Here is a 16207-nt window from a genome sequence, read left to right as displayed (position 1 = left end):
GGTGTTGCTCAGCCCCCTTGCCCCCGGCGAACGCCAGGTTCATGTCCACCAACACCTCGGCGCGCTCCCGACGCCGGCGGCGCAGCTCCGCTTCATATAGAAGGAGGAGCTGCCGCTCGGTCATCAGGCCAAGGGCGGTGGCGCTTCCGTATCCGCTGGCGATGAGGGTGGCGTAGACGTCGCTCCAACGCGGCGGCGGGCCTCCGCCTCGACCCGCTCGGCCTGCGCCCTTTCCACCAGGGAGCGGAGATAGAAAGGGCCGTTGACTCCCCACCAGGTCATCAGCAGCCGCTGACCATCCCACTGATTCAGCGTCCCCAGCCAGGCGACGTCGACGTCGGCGGCGATGGCCACCAGCTCGGCCACCAGTGCGTGGTGCCGGCCCAGGGTGACGATGATCTGCTCGAGCTCCAGCTTCTGCGCCTGGATCAGCTCGTACAGGTCATCGAGCAACGGCTGGATTCGCGGCCGCAGCCCCAGCCCTTCGATGAAGCCGTACTCGCGCACGACCAGGTCACGGCCGGCGACCTGCAGGCTGACTTCGGGATGCAGCACCTGCAGGTCATCCGCCCCCTGGTCGGGGGCGGCTTTCTTCTTGGCTACGCGCTCCGCCATGGTCAGGCGGCCTTCTGCACGACGCGGCCATAGCCGCCGAGGTTGGCGGTGGCGGCGTTCAGCGGGTCGAACAGCACCGACCCGGTGAGCGGCAGGCTGCCGTACTCGTCGTGAATCAGGCCGAAGTCGCTGACCGGGTTGAACTTGCAGCGATACAGATCGAGCAGGACCTCTTCCTGGGTTTCGGTGTTGATGCCATCCAGCAGCAGCCAGCGCTCCGGCGGAGTCTGGGTGAACATGGTCACAGCCTCCGCCGCCTCGTTCTCATAGGCAGCCGTGACAGCGGCCGACGGCGCGGTGAGGAACTCGATCAGGCCCGCCGAGGCCGACTCGATGCGGTAGTCGGTACCGGCGACCAGGACGGTGCTCGGTGCCTGGGTCAGCACCAGGTCGCTGATGAACGGCTTGGCCAGACGGATCACGTCGCCGACAGCCAGCGGAGTCGGCAGCGCCTCGCCGGTCACCGTGCTGGTCGGGATGGCCACCTGCTGGGCATACAGCGCCAGGGCGATGTTGTAGGCGGTCCACTCGTCGAGCGTCATGTTCAGCGTGGCGGTCTTGCCACGCTGCAGCAGACCGTACTGCAGACGGTTGCCGCTGAAGCTCTCGATCTTGTTGGAGGTCTCGGTGGCAAGCTGCAGGGTCAGCGACGGCACGTTGCCGAGCCAGGTCTTCTTCAGCGGCTTGCCCTGCGCGCTGCGCTCGGCCAGCCAGACTTTGCCTTGGAAAGAAAAGAGGGACATGCGGGCTTACTCCTTGGCCTTGGCGGCTGCGGGTTGGGTTCCGGCCTGGCCCGCCACCGTCTCGTGGCGAATCAGCCATTCCTTCTCGGTGGCGGTGACCTCGATGGTGTCGCCCTTCGCGTAGTCCACCCCGGCATGGGTGTGGGCCTGCAGGAGGGTGACGGTCTCCAGCTTCGGCACTGCGGCCTGGGCGTCGGTCTTGCTGCTCATGGGGCTCTCCCGATGGCGTGTTGGGTTTGGTAGATGTCTGCCCAGACCAGGACGTTGGTGTCGTAGTCGATCACCTTGCCCTGGATGAGCTGGCAGTCGCGGGCTGCCGGTAGCGCAGGCGTCCAGCCGATGAGTGCATCGCGCACCTGGCCGAGCAGCGCCTGCAGGTCATCGCCAGCGGCCGCACCGCGGTTGTCGCGGTGGTTGGTCACCGCCAGCGTTACGCCGAAGTGCACGACGGCGATCTGCCGGCCGGCGCCGCCTGCGCTGCCAGGCTGGCGGGGAATCGGGGTTTCCTGGGCGAGCACCACGAACACCTGCGGCGGCCGGAAGTCGCGCAGGCTGGTCACGGCAGCCAGGTCGGCCGCCGTGCCCAGGTTGAACTTGGCCGGCAGCTCGGTACGCAACCGCTCGAGCACCAGGCGATGGTCGAAGGGCGCGCTCATCAGAAGTCCTTCAGCGAGTCCCGGCTGAACACCCGGGGCGGAGCGGAGAACTCGGGGGCGCCGCCACTGACCGGCGCCAAGGGATCATCCGGGCCGAGGCTGAACTTGCCGTCAGCTACCAACTGAAGGAATTTCAGGGCGTCGCGGTAGTCCCGCACGATCGGGTCGGTGGCCTCGGCGCTCAGACGGTCCTTGTGCAGCAGGTACCGAGTGATCGCCCTGGCCCAGCCGGTGACGATGCCGAAGCGGGCGGCCAGCGGCAGCGCGTAGCCACGCCGGCGCAGGTAGCCGTCGATGATGGCCTGGGCGTCGTTGGCCGCCGAGACGATCACATCCAGGGCCTCCATGCCGATCTGCACCTGGTCGGCCGGCCAACTGCCGACCGACTCGGCACGCAACAGCGCATCGAGCAGCTCCGGGTCCACCGCTGCATAGCGCAACGGTGTTGCCACTTGGGAAAGCTCGGTGGCGCCCGGGCGATCGGCGAGTTCGGCCAGGGTGACGTACATGCTCAGCAGCCCTCCGGCTGGGCGACTGCACGCACCAGAGCCATGATGCCGGTCTGGATATCGGTCTTGCCGATAGCGGCCCAGCGCATGGGTTCGGCGTCGTGGAAGCGCTCCATCTCGGCATAGCAGTCGGTGTTCTCGGCGAGGTTGGCCGCTTTCTCCCGTGCCTGATGAGCCAGCATCTGGGCAAGCTCGGCTTGCAATTCCAGCAGCTCGCCCCCCTTGGCCTTGATGCGGTTCATCAGGTCGATCTCGGCCTGGCTAAGCTCGCGATAGCCCTTGATCTTGCGGTGCTGGTTCTCCATCACTCGCCCTCCCGCACGATCGCACCCAGGGCCAGCAGCGCCGCGGCCGCCGTCTCGTCCTCGATCACCACCTGGTCGCCGAAGGCGTAGCGCTCGCCGTCATGCTCGAGCAGCTCGCGGTTGACCAGGTAGATGTGATCCTGGTCCGAGGCGGCCGGCACGAGTACTTCCTCGGCCTGGATGGCCTCGATCACCTGCCCGAGCGGATGGTGGTCAGCACCGGCGATCTCCAGAGCGTCGGCCAACTGGCGCAGCTCGGCCTCGGACATATCCTTGAGCTCAACCACGGTGCCGTCATGGCGCTGCACGCCGGCCAGTTGGCCGACGACCTCGCCTGCAGACGGTTGGGCATCCTGCCCGGTGTCGCCTGCGCCTACATCCACGGCGCTCGCTGCCGGGTCAGCGCTACCGGCCCCGGTGGGTTGTTCGGTTGGTGCAACGGGAGCGGTCGCAGCCTGCTCCACCTTCTTCTTTCTCGACATCGCTTGAGGTCTCCGCGGGCGGCCAGACCGGCCGCCCTGGTCAGGTGGTCGATCAGCCCGAGACGGCGTTCTCGAAGAAGTAGCCGAGGTCCGACGCCGCGATCACTTCCTTGGTGGACTCGCCCACACGGACGCGCTGGCCCCCGCGCATGCCGATGTCCTTGTCCTCGATCGAGCCGGCCACGCGGCTGCCCCACTCGGCGGTGAAGCCGAAGGTGGTGCCACCTTGGGCATTGGCCAGGCGGTCGCGGTACAGGAAGGACGCATGGGGGCCCCATGCACGCACCAGGTTCGGGTTCTGTCCCGGACGGGCGATGTTCAGGCGGGCCTCGCCGATATAGATCGCCTCGAGCTCCAGCAGATCCTGCAGGAAGCCCATCGGCACCATGCCATCCTCGCCGAGCGAACCGTTGTAGGCCTTCACGATCTTCGGATGGCGACGCAGCATGGTGGCGGTACGGCGACCGAGCACGCCGATGTTCGGACGCATCACCAGCAAGTCCAGGGCATCGGTGATGGCCACCGCCGGATTGCTGTCAGCGTGGCTCCACTGACTGGTGCCGGACAGAGTGGTCTTGTTGCCTACAGCGTAGCTATCCGAGTCGAACACCAAGCCGGAAACACGCTGCTCGCGATCGAGGGCGATGAGGTTGGTGGTCATCTCGGTCGCATGGCCGAGCGGGTCGTGGTTGGCCGGGGCGTTGTCGATATCGGCCTGCGGTACCGGCGCATCCAGGGCGTGATCCTCGGTGCTCGAGGTTTGCTCGGTGGCACTGAACTCCACCTGGTTCACGCGGCCCTTACGGCCGACCAGAGTTTCCGGCACGGTGAAGCCCTGGGCCAGGGAGTACTTCATCCACTTGAAGGACTGCACGCCGACAGGCACGCGCGGCAGCACGTCGTCGGCGATCATCCGGCCGTTGCGGTAGGCGATGGCGATGGCCGTCAGGTGCGGGTCAACGGGAAACGGTGCATGGCTCATGTGCTGCTCCTTTATTCAGCCGGCACGGCCAGCACGGCCGGGGCGATGAAGGCCGAACCGATATCGCCTTCCGAGCCTTCGACTTCGGCGAAACCGATGATGTAGGTGTTGGCCACCACCGGCAGGGTGGCGGCCACGGCACGACCCTGGCTGTCAGCGGTCAGCGGTGCACCACGGGCGATGGTGCCGCCGTACTCCACCGGAGCGAGGCCCGTGCGAATCACGTCCACGGGCTGGCCGTTATCGGTAGGAATGTCGGTACTGACACCGATCAGCAGGGCGGTGCCGCCGGTAGCCTGGACGGCCGCGCCGTCCGAGCTGCCATGCACCAGGATGCGACGCGAGGCGATGGCACCGCCGGCGCGCTTGGCGGTAGTGAGACCGGGGATGTTCACGGGTCATGCTCCCTTGGTGACGTGCCGGACGGCGGCACTGATGGAAATGGTGTTGCCGAGCTTCTTCTGCTCGGTCTGGTAGGCGCGCGCCTTGGCGGCGATCGCCTGGGCGTCGTCGGCATCCACATCGCGGCCCTGGCCGGCGCTCTTCTCGGCGAAGTCCACCTGCTTGGGCAGGCTGCCGAGCAGCTCGCGCAGCACGTCGGCGGCCGGCTTGCTCACCTGGGCATCGCCCTCGGCGAACTCCAGCGGCGCCGACGGCAGGTTGAGCAGCAGCTCGATCACCGGCTCTTTCTGGCGTGGCAGCAACTTGCCTCCGGCCACCAGGCCCTCGGCGAACTCGGCAGCTTCGCGGCGTTGTTCTTCAGCCGCCTGCTCGGCAACCCGCGCCTCGCTGGCGGCCACCTTCTGCTCGCGTTCGGCGAGCTGGCGTTCGCGCTCATCGAGCGCAGCCTTGTCGGTCATGACGTCTTCCTGCTGTTGGGGATAGGGGGTAGTTGCAGCGGCATCCGCCGCCGCTGCAGCTGGGCCGCCCTCACTGAGGGCGTCGTCGGGCTTGGCCAGGTCGGCGGCGGATGCCTTGCCGGCTTCGGAGCCCTGCTCGCGGGTGGGTTGTTCGGAGAAGGAGATCAGCGGTCGCTCGGAGCGATCGACCTCGCGGCGAGCGTTCTCCTCGATGGAGAGCACCTGCCACTGCGGGATCAGCTGGTCGGCTCGCTCGGCGCCTTCGCGCTCGACGAAGAAGTCACGCAGGCGACGCAGGATGTCGGTCAGGCCGGAGATGGCATACGGCACCTCGGCGAACTCGACCGCCAGCTCGCCATCACCCTCGGCGAAGCTCAGCGCGGCGTCGGGAATGCCCTTGATTGCCGGCGGAATGGCACCGAGGAAGCCAATGTGGCGTAGGTAGTACTTGCCCGGCTTCGGGTTGCCCGGGGAGCCCGGCAGGTACACCGAGGCGCTGCGCTTCTTGTACATCTTGCGGTTGGCCGCCTCGGCGAACTCCGGCACCACCTGATGCGGCTCGGCGAACAGCATGCCGTCGCGCAGCTCCAGGCTCTTCGCCCAGCCATAGGCCGGCGCGTTGAGCTTCGGGTGACCGATGACGAGCGGGGCCTCATGCAGGGCCGGATCGTATGTGTCGACGATCTCCTGCAGGATGGCCTCGGTGAACTCCACCGGGCGGCCGTCGAGTGCGACGTGCTGGCCGGCGGGGAGAATGGGCAGAGTGGCGGTTGGCTTGTTCATGGCGCCAGAGTGAGGCGTCGGAGAGCGGGTGTAATTTTGACGCGGCAAAAACTTATCGAAGGGGGATTTGCCCGCCGGGGGCGATCCTCGCGCGAGACACCCCGGGCGATACGCGCCAGGCGTGTTTATAAACGCCCAAGACGCGGCGAACGCCCTCTACCGCATACAACGCCAGCCCCCTGCATGCGACAGAGGCCGTTTTGGGGCTGTTTCAGCGGGTTTGCGAAAAGGCGTCGTCGAGGAAGACCATGACGCGCTCCAAGAGGCGGGGCTCGTCCTGTTCGCCCACACCCAGCCAGGGGCGTGCAGGCATGCTGATGGTGTACGGGCCGACCTTCACGTCCTGGGCGAAGTTGGCCTTGTCCTTCTTCACGAACTGCCGGCCGATCTCGCCGGACTTCGACTGCCGGAAGTAAACGGTGGACTGCCGCGCCTGCCGCTCGATCTTGCCGCCGAACTGGTGAATGGCACCGTAGGGCCGGTCGGTGCCGAACAGCAGGTCGTCGCCGTCGACCTGGTAGCGCAGACCGCCACGCAGGCTTTCAGCTCCGCCGCTGAGCACCAGGATCTTGTCCTTGTTCTTCGGCTTGCGCCGCAGGTAGCGCGGCGAGAGCGGTTTCCAGGGGTTGCCCTCCGGCGACACCTGGGCGCGGAAGCGCGCCTGGTGAATGACCAGCAGCAGCTCGCCGAGATCGCGCTGCAGCGGTGTCGGATCGGCCAGCGCGGCGGCGCCGGCCTGGATCGTCGCCAGTGCCTCGCGGCCAATGAACTCCAGCGTTACGCCTGCCATCGATTGCTCCTATACTGGCTGCACGTTGTGAGTGCCGTGGCGGCCGGGAAATCGCCAGCTCCGGCTCGGGGGCCGCAAGGCGCCTGTACGGTGGAAGTGGCGTCCACCCGCGGCACTCACAGCGCCCCCTCCAGCAGCACCAGCTTCCCCGCATCGACGTCCTTGCGCACATCGGCCCAGTCGATCAGCGACCCCGAGCGCACGCTGTTCGTCCGCTCCTCGCCCTTCAGCTTGTAGTTGACCATCACCGCGATCTTGCCGGCCTCGCGGCGCTCGGCCGCGAACACGTACAGCAGCGTGTCAGCCGACACGTCCAGGAGCACCGCCTGCGGCTGGGCGAGGATCTGCGGCAGCATCGCCAGCTCGGCCAGGCTGAGCGCCTTCGGGCGTCCGGATGCGGTGGTGGCCAGCGCCTTGGCGTCGCGCAGCACATGCAGGATCTCACCATCGCCCACGCTGATCACCGCCGCCTGCGGCACCACGCCGGCCCCCTCCAGGGCCTGCAGGGTGCTCGGCGAGACGCTGCCGACCGTCACCCGCCGGCCACGCCGCACCGGGTCGGCCGCCACATCGTCCAGCCAGGTCGACCAGTTGGTGCGCAGCGCCTGGCTCACCGCGGCGTTGGCCAGCAGTTGCGCGTTCATCGCCGCCGCCGGCCGTGCCGGCAGGCGCAGCGTCTTGTCCAGGGCGCCCTGGACGAGCTGCTCGTACACCGAGCGGCCCGGCGTGTAGTCCCAACCCGGGTCGATGCCCTCCGGCACCTGGACCGTCTCGCCCTTGTGGACGATCTGCCGCATGCGGCCGCCCGGCGCCTCGTCCGGCCCGCTCTTGCCCAGGTAGCGCTGCAGCTCGTCGAGGCTGTAGGCGGTGACGAAGCAGCAGCAGCCGTAGCCGTTCGGCGGGAAATGCGTCTGCCACCAGGGATTGTCGGCGTGGATCGCCAGGCCATCCCACAACAGGTGCAGCTCGCGCGGGTGCTGCACGGCGTCGCTGTGGTTGTAGACCCAGAATGGCCGCGTGGTCTTCACCTGCTGCAGCTGGGCGAAGCGGCCGGCGGCGTAGCTGGTGCGCAGGTTGGTCTCGTAGATCACCCGGGCACGCCACTGGCGGCCGCCGTCCGGCTCCCAGGCGTAGTTGTCCAGCACCGCGTCGTAGTCCTGGCGGAACTCGGCCAGGGTCATGCCCTCGGCGATCGCCCGGCTGACGATTGCGTGCAGGTCCGCCACCAAGTCGACGCGGTGGGCGCCGGCAGAGACGAACGCCTGGTCATGCGCAGCGCCGCGGATCTTCCAGTAGTCGGCGCTGGGCAGCTTGGCCCGCAGGAAGCCGATCTGCTCCGCGAACGGCAGCGAACCGTAGGTGGCGGCCGCCGCCATCAGGCGTTATCCCGAGCCGCCAGCTCGTCCTGGACGTCGTTGCGGCCGGCCAGCTCGGCGGCGGCCAGGCCAGTGGTCATCGCCTCGGCGTACTGCTCGAGCGACAGCTCCGGCGCCAGGGCGAGCAGGCGCTCGCGCAGATCCTCCAGGCTGGTGGCCTCGTCGCGGATCTGCCGCAGCTGATGCTGCCAGTCCCGCACCGCCGGCGCCATGTCGGCGGCCAGGCGCGGCGCCATGGCCTCGGCCGGGTCGCGCGGCGCGGCGCCCTCGGCGAACTCCGTCGGCGGCGTGCTGGTAGCTGGATCGGGCTCTTCCTCCAGCTCGATGTCGTAGGTGCGCTGGATGTAGCCGCGGGTCGGCCGGAAGCCGGACATGTCGAACACCGTCTTGTCCCGCTCGGCTCGCGCCTTCATGTCCTCGGGCTCCTCCACCTGGCGGAACACGCGCGGCAGTTCGGCGTCGGGGAAGTTCCAGCGGGTCAGCCAGGTAGCCGGGCCCAGGTTGAACGTCTCGCAGATCAGGTCGGCGTCGGCCTTCACCAGGTCCTCGCGCACCTCGCCCTGCAGCTCGTCGTTGCCCAAGCGCCCCGGGGTGCCCTGGCTGCTGGCGGTCTGGCCCACTGTGACCTTGGCGATCGCCGCGTCCATGGTGTCGTGTAGGTCCTTGTAGTCGGCCGTGCCGGAGCGGCCGGCCTCGAGCAGGCTGATCAGCATGCCCTTGGGGATGATGATGCCGGAGTCGGTCTGGATCGCATGGACCGCGGCCAACAGCCTGGCCTTGTCTTCCGGGGTGGCGTTGTTCGGGTCGAACTCGCCCACCGCCGTCGGCATGCCGAACTTCTCCAGGAAGGTCAGCCAGAACTTGATGTCGTTGCGCTTGAACCACACCGGCCAGTACAGCCAGTGCGCCAGGCCCAGGCCGTAGGGCTCGTCGTCGTTGTCCGCGCCGGTGCTGAAGTTCCAGAAGTACGGGGCCGGGCATGGTTCGCCCTCGAACAGGTTGCCCGGGGTGAGCAGGCGCAGCATGCCGTCCTGGTCGTAGCGGAAGCGACGGCGGTTGCGCACCTTGATCGCCTGCAGGGTGATGAAGCGGTCGTCGCGGCCGTAGATCGCCTCGGCCACGGCATAGCCGTAGAACACGCCGTACAGCATCAGCTGGGTGACCCGGTCCCAGCCGACGCGGCGCAGCTGCTGCTCCAGGTGCGCGGCCGCCGCCTTGTCGACGCGCCGCTCGCCGCCGGGCTCCACCACCCACTCCTTGGCGATCACCGCCCGCTGGCGATCGCCCCAGCAGCTCTTCACCTGCCAGTCGCTGAGCACCTGCTCGTAGATCTTCAGGTCCAGATTGCCGCGGCTGCGCAGGATGGAATCGCTGGGCTGCTGCAGGCCGCGCAGGAAGCCCTTGGTAATGTCGCGGCCATCGCCGGTGGTGGCGATCTCGCGGTTGAGCTGGGGCAGTTGCATCAGAAGCCTCCGAAGTCGTTGCCGCCGGCGATGGAGCCCCAGCCGCGCGGCAGGATGATCCCGCCCGGGCTGGTGACGAAGCCGGTGGTCTGCTGGCGCGGGCCGGCGGATTGGTAGTCGATGGGGATGTTCACCAGTTGGGACGCGGCATGGATGGCCAGGCCGATAGCCCAGAACTCGTCCGCGTGGCCATCCGGCGTGCGCTCGGCGGTGAAACGGATGTTGCCGGCGGCTGTGGTCTGCTTGGTCACCAGGCGCAGTGCAGCGCGGGTCAGCTTGTCGAAGGGGATGCGGATCTTGCGATCCTCCATTGCCCCGCGGATCGGGTAGGCCAGCGCCTCCTTTACATGCGGGGTGAAGGTCACCGCCTCGACGCGGTGCTCGCCGAACTCGTCCTGGGCGTCGTCGGCCCAGCCGATGCCGAGGCCGGTGGCGTCGATGCAGATCCGCTCGCAGCGCCGGAACCAAGGCCAGAGGATCGCCTCCTGGGCGGACTTGCGCATGTTCTGCAGGCGCTCGACGTGGCGGGTGTACAGCACGTCGCCGAGCAGCTCGACCACCCAGAGCACGGTCAAATCCTTCTTGCGGCCGATATCGACGCCGCAGAACAACCGGCCGCCCTCCAACTGCTGCCAGTTGGCGTCGCCCGGGTACTCGGCCGAGGCGATCAGGTCGTATTCCAGGAAGGCGACGTCGTCGTCGGCCGGGTTGCACATGTACTCCTGCTGGAACGACTCCTCGTCCGCGCAGCCAGAGCGCACCAGGTCGAAGTACTGCGCCTCGTCCATCGCCTGGCGCTCGTCGTCGGCCGGCAGCATCTGCTGCAGCTTGAACAGGAAACCGTCCTCGAGCGCCTGCTGCAGGGTGACGGTGTGCAGGCTGATGTTCTTGGGGTTGCCGCCCTCGACGACCTCACGCACCAGCTGGTTGAAGAAGTTGTGGCTGCCCCGGTGAGTGCTGATCACCTCCAGGCTGCCGCCCCAGGTGATACCCGGGTAGGCGATCGCCCACAGTTTGCGCGGGTCCGGGTGCAGCGCGAACTCGTCCAGGATACGGCCACCACGCTTGCCCGCCTGGGCATCGGGGTTGCTGGACATGCTGTGGATGCGGCGCTTGTTGGCGAACTCCAGCACGTAGGCAGAGATGCGGTTCTCGGGGTCGATCACGACCTCGCCCAGATCATTGGCGGCCTGATTCATCACGCCCGCCCACATCTTGCAGTCTTCCAGGAACAGGCGCGCCTGCAGGTCGTCTCGACTGCTAACCCACTGATCCACGCGAGCCCCGGCAGCAGCCGTACGTTCGTCGGCCGCGAAGGCGGTCGACCAGGACAGGCCGACCTGGCGACTCTTTTGCATCAGCTTCAGGCGGCTCTCGTCGACGATCCAGCGGTTCTGGTAGCCCAGGAAGATGGCGTCTGGATCCGCGGGGATGATCTTGGCATTGCCCTTGCGCTTCATCGCCCAGCCTCCAGTGCCTGGCGAACTGCGACGGCGAGCGGGTGCTGCCGGGGCTCCCAGCTCTGCATGGCCGCGACAATGGGGTGCGCGGGATGTGGCTTGAGCTCACGAGCGTCAGCGGCGGCAGGGTGCTCCAGGTGCCTGGACAACCAACTCCAGCCCCAGGCGCGCCCCTTGAGGACCAGGACCTGCATCATGTGATCCCCAGCGCCGCGCGGATCGCCTGCTTGGTTTCCTCGGTGACGCCGCTCTTGATCGGCATCGCCGCCAACGCCGCCTTCTGTTCCTCGAGCAGCCGCTCTCGCGCCTCTCGCTCGATAGCGCTGCGCTCCTCACGGCTGACCTTGCGGGCCTGCAGCACATCCTTGGCGGCCCGAGCCAGCTTGCGCACGTCGTCGACGGTGGTCTCTTCGTCCACCTGCGCGCCCATGGCGGCGTGGGTGGTCAGGGTGGTGATGGACTGCACCATCAGCGCGCCGGCGCGGTCGTCCGGGTTCTCGCCCAGTTCCTCGACCAACAGGCTGGCCATGGCCTGCTGCTCGCGCAGCCGCTTGGCCATCTCGTCGAAGCTGACCTTGTAGCGGCCGATCGCCGAGCGGCTGGGCTTCTGTTCCGCAGGGAACCGCTCCTGCAGGTCAGCGATCAACTCGTCCAGGGTGAGCCGGTTCTCGCGCAGGCGGCGCTCGATGTGCAAGCGGACCGCCGGCTCGAGCTTGTCGATGCTGGACTTGCGCCCCATGGTCAGGCCCCCGGCCGCTTCACGCCGTCGACGCGGGCGCGGCCAGCGGCGACGTCGGCGCCGCGCTCGGTCAGCTTGGCCAGCAGCACGGCACCATCGCCGACCTCGTCGAGGTCGACCAACTGCTGCTCCTGGAGCCAGCGCAGCTCGGTCTTCACCTGGTCGCGACTGGGTTCGTGCCCCCACTCGAACAGCACGGTGTGCAGCACCGAGCTGTTGGCCCGGTAGGTGGGCATTTCCGCCAGGATGCGCAGGATCACCAGGCGGCGGTCCTCGCTCAGGTAGTTGGAGTACTTGCTCATTGCGTCCTCGCGTGCAGCAGGTAGTCATTGATTCGGTCGACGGACCTGGCCAAAGGGGCCATCTCTCTGGCCAACCCGGCGACCTCCGCTCGCATCGCCTTCAGGTCACCGGCCAGATCGGCCAGCTCGCCAGCAAGCTCGGTCAGTTGCTGGGCGTCCGGCAGGTGGTTCATGCGCTGCTCGAGCACCAGGATGCGGTTGTCCTGGCCGGCCATCCTGCTGGCGAGCTGCTCGGCCTCGGCCTTCGAGCTGGAGCGGCGCGCGGCCGACAGTGAGTAGAGGCCGACAACGGCGGTGAACAGGAATTGGCCTGCGCGCAACGCGAAATCCAGGTCCATCAGGGCGTCCTTGTGGTGTGCAGATCGAGCAGCGCATTCAGTTGCGCCAGGTTGGAAAGGGCCCAACTGCCGTAGTCGCGGGCATGGGCCAGGATGTCAGCCGCGCTGACGCCGCTTTCCAGTAGCTCGGCGTCAGCGCCGGGGGCGGGCCAGGCCGCTTTTTCAGCGCCGGAGGCGGTTCTGCAGGCTGCTGGGGCGGGCACACGGGCGCCGAGGGCAGCGTTGAAGTCGCGCAGCCAGCCGCAAGTGACAACGAAGCGAGGAGCAGGCACAGGCGCAGCGCCTGGCGCGGGGCGGTACTGAGTCGAGACATGGGCGATACGCTCCTGGGTGAGCTGCTGGCGCAGTTGGTAGATCTCGTCCTGGGCATTCAGGAACAGTTGCTCGGCCTGGTTGGCGCGCTCCACCTGCTGGCGGTAGAGCACCAGGTTCTGTTCGGCGGCATCGGCGCGCAGTTTCTGGTGCTCCTCGCGCAGTGCGACCAGCGCCTTGTCGCCCTTGGCCTGCGCAGTGCTTTCGCCCAGCTCGTACATGCTGCGGCCATGCGTCCAGAGGGTCGCGGCGATCAGCGCGACAGCAACCAGATACCAGTGCTCGACGAACCAACCGATCACGTTCTTCATCGCCGCCCCTTACGCTTCAGCTTGCGGCGGATGTTGCGCGGCAGCGCCTCCCGCTCCAACGGCCACAAGGTCGGCCGATGGCCGCGTGGCGGCGGCGATGCGTACAGCTCGCTGGCAGCGAGCCAGTTCCGGGAACAAGCTGCAGGCGATACGGAGGCGGTGAGCACGGTCAGCAAACAGAGGATCGGGAGTTTCATGGCGGCTATACCTGTCGGCGCACACGCCAGGGCCCCAGCCGGCAGCCGCATACATTGGCTCCCAGCGCAGCAGGATGGCGCGCGGGTAGTGGCGGTTCTCGCGGAAGTTGGCGGCCGAGCGCCCGCTGTTGAAGCGCTCGACGGAATCGAACCAGGCCAGCGGATCGGCGCCCTTTGCCGATGCCAGACGTCGGTCACGATTCACCCATCCATTCCCGCCGTTGTAGCCGGCGAGGACAAATGCCCACCGATCGCACTCGGTGATGGCCTGGTTTCTCTCGTACAACCAGCGGTTGAAGGCGACCATCGCCCGCAGCGCCCAACCAGGGTTGTACGGCTGCGCCGGGCCGAGGCTGGCCGGGTAGATCTCGGACATCCAATCGGCCGTGGCGGGCATGAACTGCGCCAGGCCCTGCGCACCGACCGGCGAGCGGGCGTTGACTCGCCAGGCGCTCTCCTGATGCACCTGGGCCGCGAACGTCGCCACGGGGGCACCCAGGCCCCACTCGGCATGTACAGCGCGCACCAGTGTGCGGCGGTGCTGCTCGGCAGCGGCCGGCACCGCACCAGCGGCCTCGGCACGCTGCGAGAACCAGCCGACCAGTACGATGGCGATCACTATCGCCAGGACGGGATAGGCCTTCGCCAACCCTCCGAGGTCGCGCCCGAACTGGCGCCAGAGCCTCATGACTACAACCCCAGCGTCAGGCCGAGGATGCACGCCAGGGCGATCAGCGCCCGACGCAGCCAGGCGCCGACGATATGGATGCCGCCGATGCACTCATGCGGCCGGGCTTCGACCAGGAACAAGCTGCGGTCGATCCAGTAGGCAAGCACGGCGCCGAGGGTGACCAAGCCCGCCTTGTAGAGCACGACCTGCAGTTGCTCCGGACGGATCGCCGCCAGGGCCAGCAACAGCAGCAGGGTGATGAGGGTCATGGCCGTCATGCGCGGCGGGCGCAGGCGACGGCGGGGCTTGCAGGCTTGAGACATGATGCTCTCCGCGTGGGTGGCCATCCCTGGCCGGCTGATGTCCGACCTGCATCAGCTGCAGGCAGGGCCATCATCGCCACGCGCGCGCGGAGAGTAATTTTGACGGGGCAAAAACAAGAAAGGCGCCCGGAGGCGCCTTTAAAGCGGGGTGGATGAGAGCTTGGAGTTTCGGACAGGCACTTTGCCGAACCCACGCCTATCCATCTCCGAACGAATCATCTCATCGAACCATTTCGGCGCACTAGGCGAGAGAACTACACTGCGGAGCAAGGTTAAAAGAGGCGCCCGGACCGATATCCCTGGAGGTTGATCGAGATAGGTTTGCTCATCCGAATACAGATCGAGTATGACGCGGACCTCTCTCTCGAAGGCATACCCCTGCACCTTATGCGCAAACACCTTGCAGTACGGAGTGATGGATATCTGAGGGTCTTTCCAGTGGTTGGTATACGTGACCTTGTCGATGAATATCTGCCCCTGCCCCACATACTGCAGGGCCTGACGGAGCTGCCCCACAGTCGTTGTGATAGCAACGGCAGTTTCTGATCGGCCATAGAGGCTCCACATGGCCATGCTGTCATGAGGGTTGCGGTGCCAGCAGTTAATGAAGACTGTCGATCTCAGCCGTCGCCGAAACTCATCGTATCCGCCAGGCAAGTGATGCTTTTCATAAGCATCCTTGATTGCAGCACGCCACGAGGGAGTGAACGACCCTTCGAACTTGTCATCGAAGCGATCTCCTCTGCAGAGGAAAAGGGCCTCGGTATGCAGCAAGTGAAAGAACTTCGCCGTATCGAGATACCGCCAAAGCACCGTGCGATCTGATAATTCTGGATCAACTATCGGCTGGCTGTAATGCCAGAGTCCGTTCATTGCCCCATGATCTCCCGATACCGCCGCTGATACTCCTCATAGCTCATCGGCGTGCTCTGCAGCTCCTGCAACTGCTGCTCCTGGCTTTTGACCGCTCCTGGTTGTGCAGAAGTCGCGGGCACCGCTTGTGCCGGCGCCTGGGCGATCGGCGCGGGCACGTTGATCAGTTGCTGCGCCCGGAGCAAGCGGCCATCCGGACCGAAGGCCAGGATCGCCTGCTGATGGCTGGTCTGGACGTTCGTGGACACCAACCCGGCAGTGGCATCGGAACGGATGTACTGCCAGATGTACCAGGTCTCGCCGAACTGGTTCGTCTGCACCTGGTGGGGTTCACCGAGGAGGCTGCGCGCCTCGGCGGTGGTGGAGATCCCGGTGCGCAGCAGCGCGACGTTGTTGGCCGGGAACGGCTTGCCGATCGTGGCGGTAGCGCAACCCGCCAGCAGAACCAAGCCAGCCAGTGCGCCAGCTCTCAGCATCCTTGTCATCATCATGTCCTCGCAGGTGTGGGTTAGAAGATCTTGCCGATCACGAAGCCAAGCAGCAGCACGGCCAGCATGTGCGACGGGTAATTGGTGACCAGCTTCTTCATGCGTTGGGTGTAAGTCAGCGGTTGCTCTACAGGTGGCGCCACAACCTTGGCAGCCGGCTCAACGGAGAAGTCTTCAACGAAGGCCAGCACCAGGCGCAACTGATCCTTGCCCATGGCGTTCAGGTGTTTCTCCCCAAACTGCCGCAGGCACCACGCATCGCGCTCGCTGTAGATGCCCTTGTTCTTCGTGATGTTGGTAATCCGCGACACCATCAGCCTGATGTTCGCCTGCGCACGATGATTGTCGCGCCAGCACACCACGGCATCCTGGGCCTCTAGGAACTTGCTACGGGGGATGTCGCCGACATGCTCCACACCGACCCTGGCGTGGACGACCTCGCGCCAGAGCGTCCGCGCTTCCACCTCGCACTCCGACGCGACCTCCTCAACCAGGCTGCGTAGCATCTGGCGCTGGACCTGCGACAACCGCTCTTCTTCCTTGGCGCAGGGCAAGGTCAGCTCGATGTAGTCCCTGCCTGCCACTCGGTTTCTATTGCCGTCAACTTCAATGTCGCTCATCTAGATCCAT

23 protein-coding genes are annotated in these 16207 nt (G+C 66.8%); all 23 read right to left on the bottom strand.

All coding sequences use genetic code 11. From position 1 onward, the window contains the following. Positions 1-123: 123 nt before the first annotated feature. Complete coding sequence (locus PSEWESI4_RS07595; protein WP_187670587.1) at positions 124-615, bottom strand: DUF6631 family protein; 492 nt, start codon at positions 613-615, stop codon at positions 124-126. Between the two features lie 2 nt (positions 616-617). Next, positions 618-1358 carry a phage tail tube protein gene (locus PSEWESI4_RS07590; RefSeq protein WP_187670586.1) on the bottom strand — a complete coding sequence of 247 codons (741 nt, stop codon included), beginning with the start codon at positions 1356-1358 and terminating at the stop codon, positions 618-620. A gap of 6 nt (positions 1359-1364) precedes the next feature. Continuing rightward, positions 1365-1568 carry a DUF7210 family protein gene (locus tag PSEWESI4_RS07585; protein WP_187670585.1) on the bottom strand — a complete coding sequence of 68 codons (204 nt, stop codon included), beginning with the start codon at positions 1566-1568 and terminating at the stop codon, positions 1365-1367. Then, positions 1565-2014, bottom strand: coding sequence for a phage tail terminator protein (locus PSEWESI4_RS07580; RefSeq protein ID WP_235978894.1), 450 nt, complete (start codon positions 2012-2014; stop codon positions 1565-1567). The genes PSEWESI4_RS07585 and PSEWESI4_RS07580 overlap by 4 nt, the downstream gene beginning before the upstream one ends. Further along, positions 2014-2523, bottom strand: coding sequence for a gp436 family protein (locus PSEWESI4_RS07575; protein WP_187670584.1), 510 nt, complete (start codon positions 2521-2523; stop codon positions 2014-2016). Before PSEWESI4_RS07575 ends, PSEWESI4_RS07580 begins: the two co-directional genes overlap by 1 nt. A 2-nt stretch (positions 2524-2525) precedes the next feature. Next, a complete protein-coding gene (locus tag PSEWESI4_RS07570) occupies positions 2526-2828 on the bottom strand; it encodes an Acb2/Tad1 domain-containing protein (protein ID WP_187670583.1) in 303 nt (100 codons plus the stop codon). Further along, the gene (locus tag PSEWESI4_RS07565) at positions 2828-3211 is read right to left on the bottom strand and encodes a hypothetical protein (RefSeq protein WP_187670582.1); all 384 of its coding nucleotides are present in this window, start codon (positions 3209-3211) and stop codon (positions 2828-2830) included. The genes PSEWESI4_RS07570 and PSEWESI4_RS07565 overlap by 1 nt, the downstream gene beginning before the upstream one ends. Before the next feature lie 151 nt (positions 3212-3362). Then, positions 3363-4292 carry a phage capsid protein gene (locus tag PSEWESI4_RS07560; RefSeq protein ID WP_187670581.1) on the bottom strand — a complete coding sequence of 310 codons (930 nt, stop codon included), beginning with the start codon at positions 4290-4292 and terminating at the stop codon, positions 3363-3365. A gap of 11 nt (positions 4293-4303) precedes the next feature. After that, a complete protein-coding gene (locus PSEWESI4_RS07555) occupies positions 4304-4687 on the bottom strand; it encodes a capsid cement protein (protein ID WP_187670580.1) in 384 nt (127 codons plus the stop codon). Positions 4688-4690: 3 nt separating this feature from the next. Then, complete coding sequence (locus PSEWESI4_RS07550; RefSeq protein WP_235978893.1) at positions 4691-5935, bottom strand: peptidase; 1245 nt, start codon at positions 5933-5935, stop codon at positions 4691-4693. A gap of 211 nt (positions 5936-6146) precedes the next feature. After that, complete coding sequence (locus PSEWESI4_RS07545; RefSeq protein ID WP_187670579.1) at positions 6147-6725, bottom strand: phage virion morphogenesis protein; 579 nt, start codon at positions 6723-6725, stop codon at positions 6147-6149. Positions 6726-6841: 116 nt separating this feature from the next. Next, complete coding sequence (locus tag PSEWESI4_RS07540; RefSeq protein WP_187670578.1) at positions 6842-8101, bottom strand: phage head morphogenesis protein; 1260 nt, start codon at positions 8099-8101, stop codon at positions 6842-6844. Beyond that, positions 8101-9564: a DUF935 domain-containing protein gene (locus tag PSEWESI4_RS07535; RefSeq protein ID WP_187670577.1), complete on the bottom strand. Its 1464-nt coding sequence runs from the start codon at positions 9562-9564 to the stop codon at positions 8101-8103. Before PSEWESI4_RS07535 ends, PSEWESI4_RS07540 begins: the two co-directional genes overlap by 1 nt. Beyond that, positions 9564-11024, bottom strand: coding sequence for a phage terminase large subunit family protein (locus PSEWESI4_RS07530; RefSeq protein WP_187670576.1), 1461 nt, complete (start codon positions 11022-11024; stop codon positions 9564-9566). The genes PSEWESI4_RS07535 and PSEWESI4_RS07530 overlap by 1 nt, the downstream gene beginning before the upstream one ends. Positions 11025-11217: 193 nt before the next feature. Continuing rightward, on the bottom strand, positions 11218-11763 hold the full coding sequence (locus PSEWESI4_RS07525) for a phage protein Gp27 family protein (RefSeq protein WP_187670575.1): 546 nt from the start codon (positions 11761-11763) through the stop codon (positions 11218-11220). A 2-nt stretch (positions 11764-11765) separates the two neighbouring features. Further along, the gene (locus PSEWESI4_RS07520; RefSeq protein ID WP_187670574.1) at positions 11766-12065 is read right to left on the bottom strand and encodes a VpaChn25_0724 family phage protein; all 300 of its coding nucleotides are present in this window, start codon (positions 12063-12065) and stop codon (positions 11766-11768) included. Then, on the bottom strand, positions 12062-12403 hold the full coding sequence (locus PSEWESI4_RS07515; protein ID WP_187670573.1) for a DUF2730 family protein: 342 nt from the start codon (positions 12401-12403) through the stop codon (positions 12062-12064). The genes PSEWESI4_RS07520 and PSEWESI4_RS07515 overlap by 4 nt, the downstream gene beginning before the upstream one ends. Beyond that, positions 12403-13026 carry a lysis protein gene (locus tag PSEWESI4_RS07510; RefSeq protein WP_187670572.1) on the bottom strand — a complete coding sequence of 208 codons (624 nt, stop codon included), beginning with the start codon at positions 13024-13026 and terminating at the stop codon, positions 12403-12405. Before PSEWESI4_RS07510 ends, PSEWESI4_RS07515 begins: the two co-directional genes overlap by 1 nt. Before the next feature lie 9 nt (positions 13027-13035). Further along, on the bottom strand, positions 13036-13911 hold the full coding sequence (locus tag PSEWESI4_RS07505) for a transglycosylase SLT domain-containing protein (protein WP_187670571.1): 876 nt from the start codon (positions 13909-13911) through the stop codon (positions 13036-13038). Between the two features lie 2 nt (positions 13912-13913). Next, complete coding sequence (locus tag PSEWESI4_RS07500; RefSeq protein WP_235978892.1) at positions 13914-14216, bottom strand: putative holin; 303 nt, start codon at positions 14214-14216, stop codon at positions 13914-13916. Between the two features lie 138 nt (positions 14217-14354). Continuing rightward, entirely contained in the window at positions 14355-15089 is a 735-nt protein-coding gene (locus tag PSEWESI4_RS07495) for a hypothetical protein (RefSeq protein ID WP_187670570.1), read from the bottom strand. After that, entirely contained in the window at positions 15086-15574 is a 489-nt protein-coding gene (locus PSEWESI4_RS07490) for a hypothetical protein (protein WP_210768835.1), read from the bottom strand. The genes PSEWESI4_RS07495 and PSEWESI4_RS07490 overlap by 4 nt, the downstream gene beginning before the upstream one ends. Positions 15575-15597: 23 nt before the next feature. Beyond that, entirely contained in the window at positions 15598-16197 is a 600-nt protein-coding gene (locus PSEWESI4_RS07485; protein WP_187670569.1) for a hypothetical protein, read from the bottom strand. Positions 16198-16207 lie beyond the last annotated feature (10 nt).

This window comes from Zestomonas carbonaria (genome assembly GCF_904061905.1).
In the GTDB taxonomy this organism is placed as follows: Bacteria; Pseudomonadota; Gammaproteobacteria; order Pseudomonadales; family Pseudomonadaceae; genus Aquipseudomonas; species Aquipseudomonas carbonaria.
The sequence above is the reverse complement of the archived record's forward strand: the minus strand, read 5'-3'. Positions and strand labels throughout refer to the sequence as shown.

Bases quoted from the DNA above. Each gene is read 5' to 3' on its own strand.
- PSEWESI4_RS07535 (WP_187670577.1), bottom strand. From the start codon at position 9,564: ATGCAACTGCCCCAGCTCAACCGCGAGATCGCCACCACCGGCGATGGC.
- PSEWESI4_RS07545 (WP_187670579.1), bottom strand. From the start codon at position 6,725: ATGGCAGGCGTAACGCTGGAGTTCATTGGCCGCGAGGCACTGGCGACG.
- PSEWESI4_RS07590 (WP_187670586.1), bottom strand. From the start codon at position 1,358: ATGTCCCTCTTTTCTTTCCAAGGCAAAGTCTGGCTGGCCGAGCGCAGC.
- PSEWESI4_RS07520 (WP_187670574.1), bottom strand. From the start codon at position 12,065: ATGAGCAAGTACTCCAACTACCTGAGCGAGGACCGCCGCCTGGTGATC.
- PSEWESI4_RS07495 (WP_187670570.1), bottom strand. From the start codon at position 15,089: ATGAACGGACTCTGGCATTACAGCCAGCCGATAGTTGATCCAGAATTA.
- PSEWESI4_RS07595 (WP_187670587.1), bottom strand. From the start codon at position 615: ATGGCGGAGCGCGTAGCCAAGAAGAAAGCCGCCCCCGACCAGGGGGCG.
- PSEWESI4_RS07510 (WP_187670572.1), bottom strand. From the start codon at position 13,026: ATGAAGAACGTGATCGGTTGGTTCGTCGAGCACTGGTATCTGGTTGCT.
- PSEWESI4_RS07530 (WP_187670576.1), bottom strand. From the start codon at position 11,024: ATGAAGCGCAAGGGCAATGCCAAGATCATCCCCGCGGATCCAGACGCC.
- PSEWESI4_RS07560 (WP_187670581.1), bottom strand. From the start codon at position 4,292: ATGAGCCATGCACCGTTTCCCGTTGACCCGCACCTGACGGCCATCGCC.
- PSEWESI4_RS07525 (WP_187670575.1), bottom strand. From the start codon at position 11,763: ATGGGGCGCAAGTCCAGCATCGACAAGCTCGAGCCGGCGGTCCGCTTG.
- PSEWESI4_RS07485 (WP_187670569.1), bottom strand. From the start codon at position 16,197: ATGAGCGACATTGAAGTTGACGGCAATAGAAACCGAGTGGCAGGCAGG.
- PSEWESI4_RS07500 (WP_235978892.1), bottom strand. From the start codon at position 14,216: ATGTCTCAAGCCTGCAAGCCCCGCCGTCGCCTGCGCCCGCCGCGCATG.
- PSEWESI4_RS07580 (WP_235978894.1), bottom strand. From the start codon at position 2,014: ATGAGCGCGCCCTTCGACCATCGCCTGGTGCTCGAGCGGTTGCGTACC.
- PSEWESI4_RS07570 (WP_187670583.1), bottom strand. From the start codon at position 2,828: ATGGAGAACCAGCACCGCAAGATCAAGGGCTATCGCGAGCTTAGCCAG.
- PSEWESI4_RS07540 (WP_187670578.1), bottom strand. From the start codon at position 8,101: ATGGCGGCGGCCGCCACCTACGGTTCGCTGCCGTTCGCGGAGCAGATC.
- PSEWESI4_RS07585 (WP_187670585.1), bottom strand. From the start codon at position 1,568: ATGAGCAGCAAGACCGACGCCCAGGCCGCAGTGCCGAAGCTGGAGACC.
- PSEWESI4_RS07515 (WP_187670573.1), bottom strand. From the start codon at position 12,403: ATGGACCTGGATTTCGCGTTGCGCGCAGGCCAATTCCTGTTCACCGCC.
- PSEWESI4_RS07490 (WP_210768835.1), bottom strand. From the start codon at position 15,574: ATGACAAGGATGCTGAGAGCTGGCGCACTGGCTGGCTTGGTTCTGCTG.
- PSEWESI4_RS07550 (WP_235978893.1), bottom strand. From the start codon at position 5,935: ATGAACAAGCCAACCGCCACTCTGCCCATTCTCCCCGCCGGCCAGCAC.
- PSEWESI4_RS07575 (WP_187670584.1), bottom strand. From the start codon at position 2,523: ATGTACGTCACCCTGGCCGAACTCGCCGATCGCCCGGGCGCCACCGAG.
- PSEWESI4_RS07505 (WP_187670571.1), bottom strand. From the start codon at position 13,911: ATGAGGCTCTGGCGCCAGTTCGGGCGCGACCTCGGAGGGTTGGCGAAG.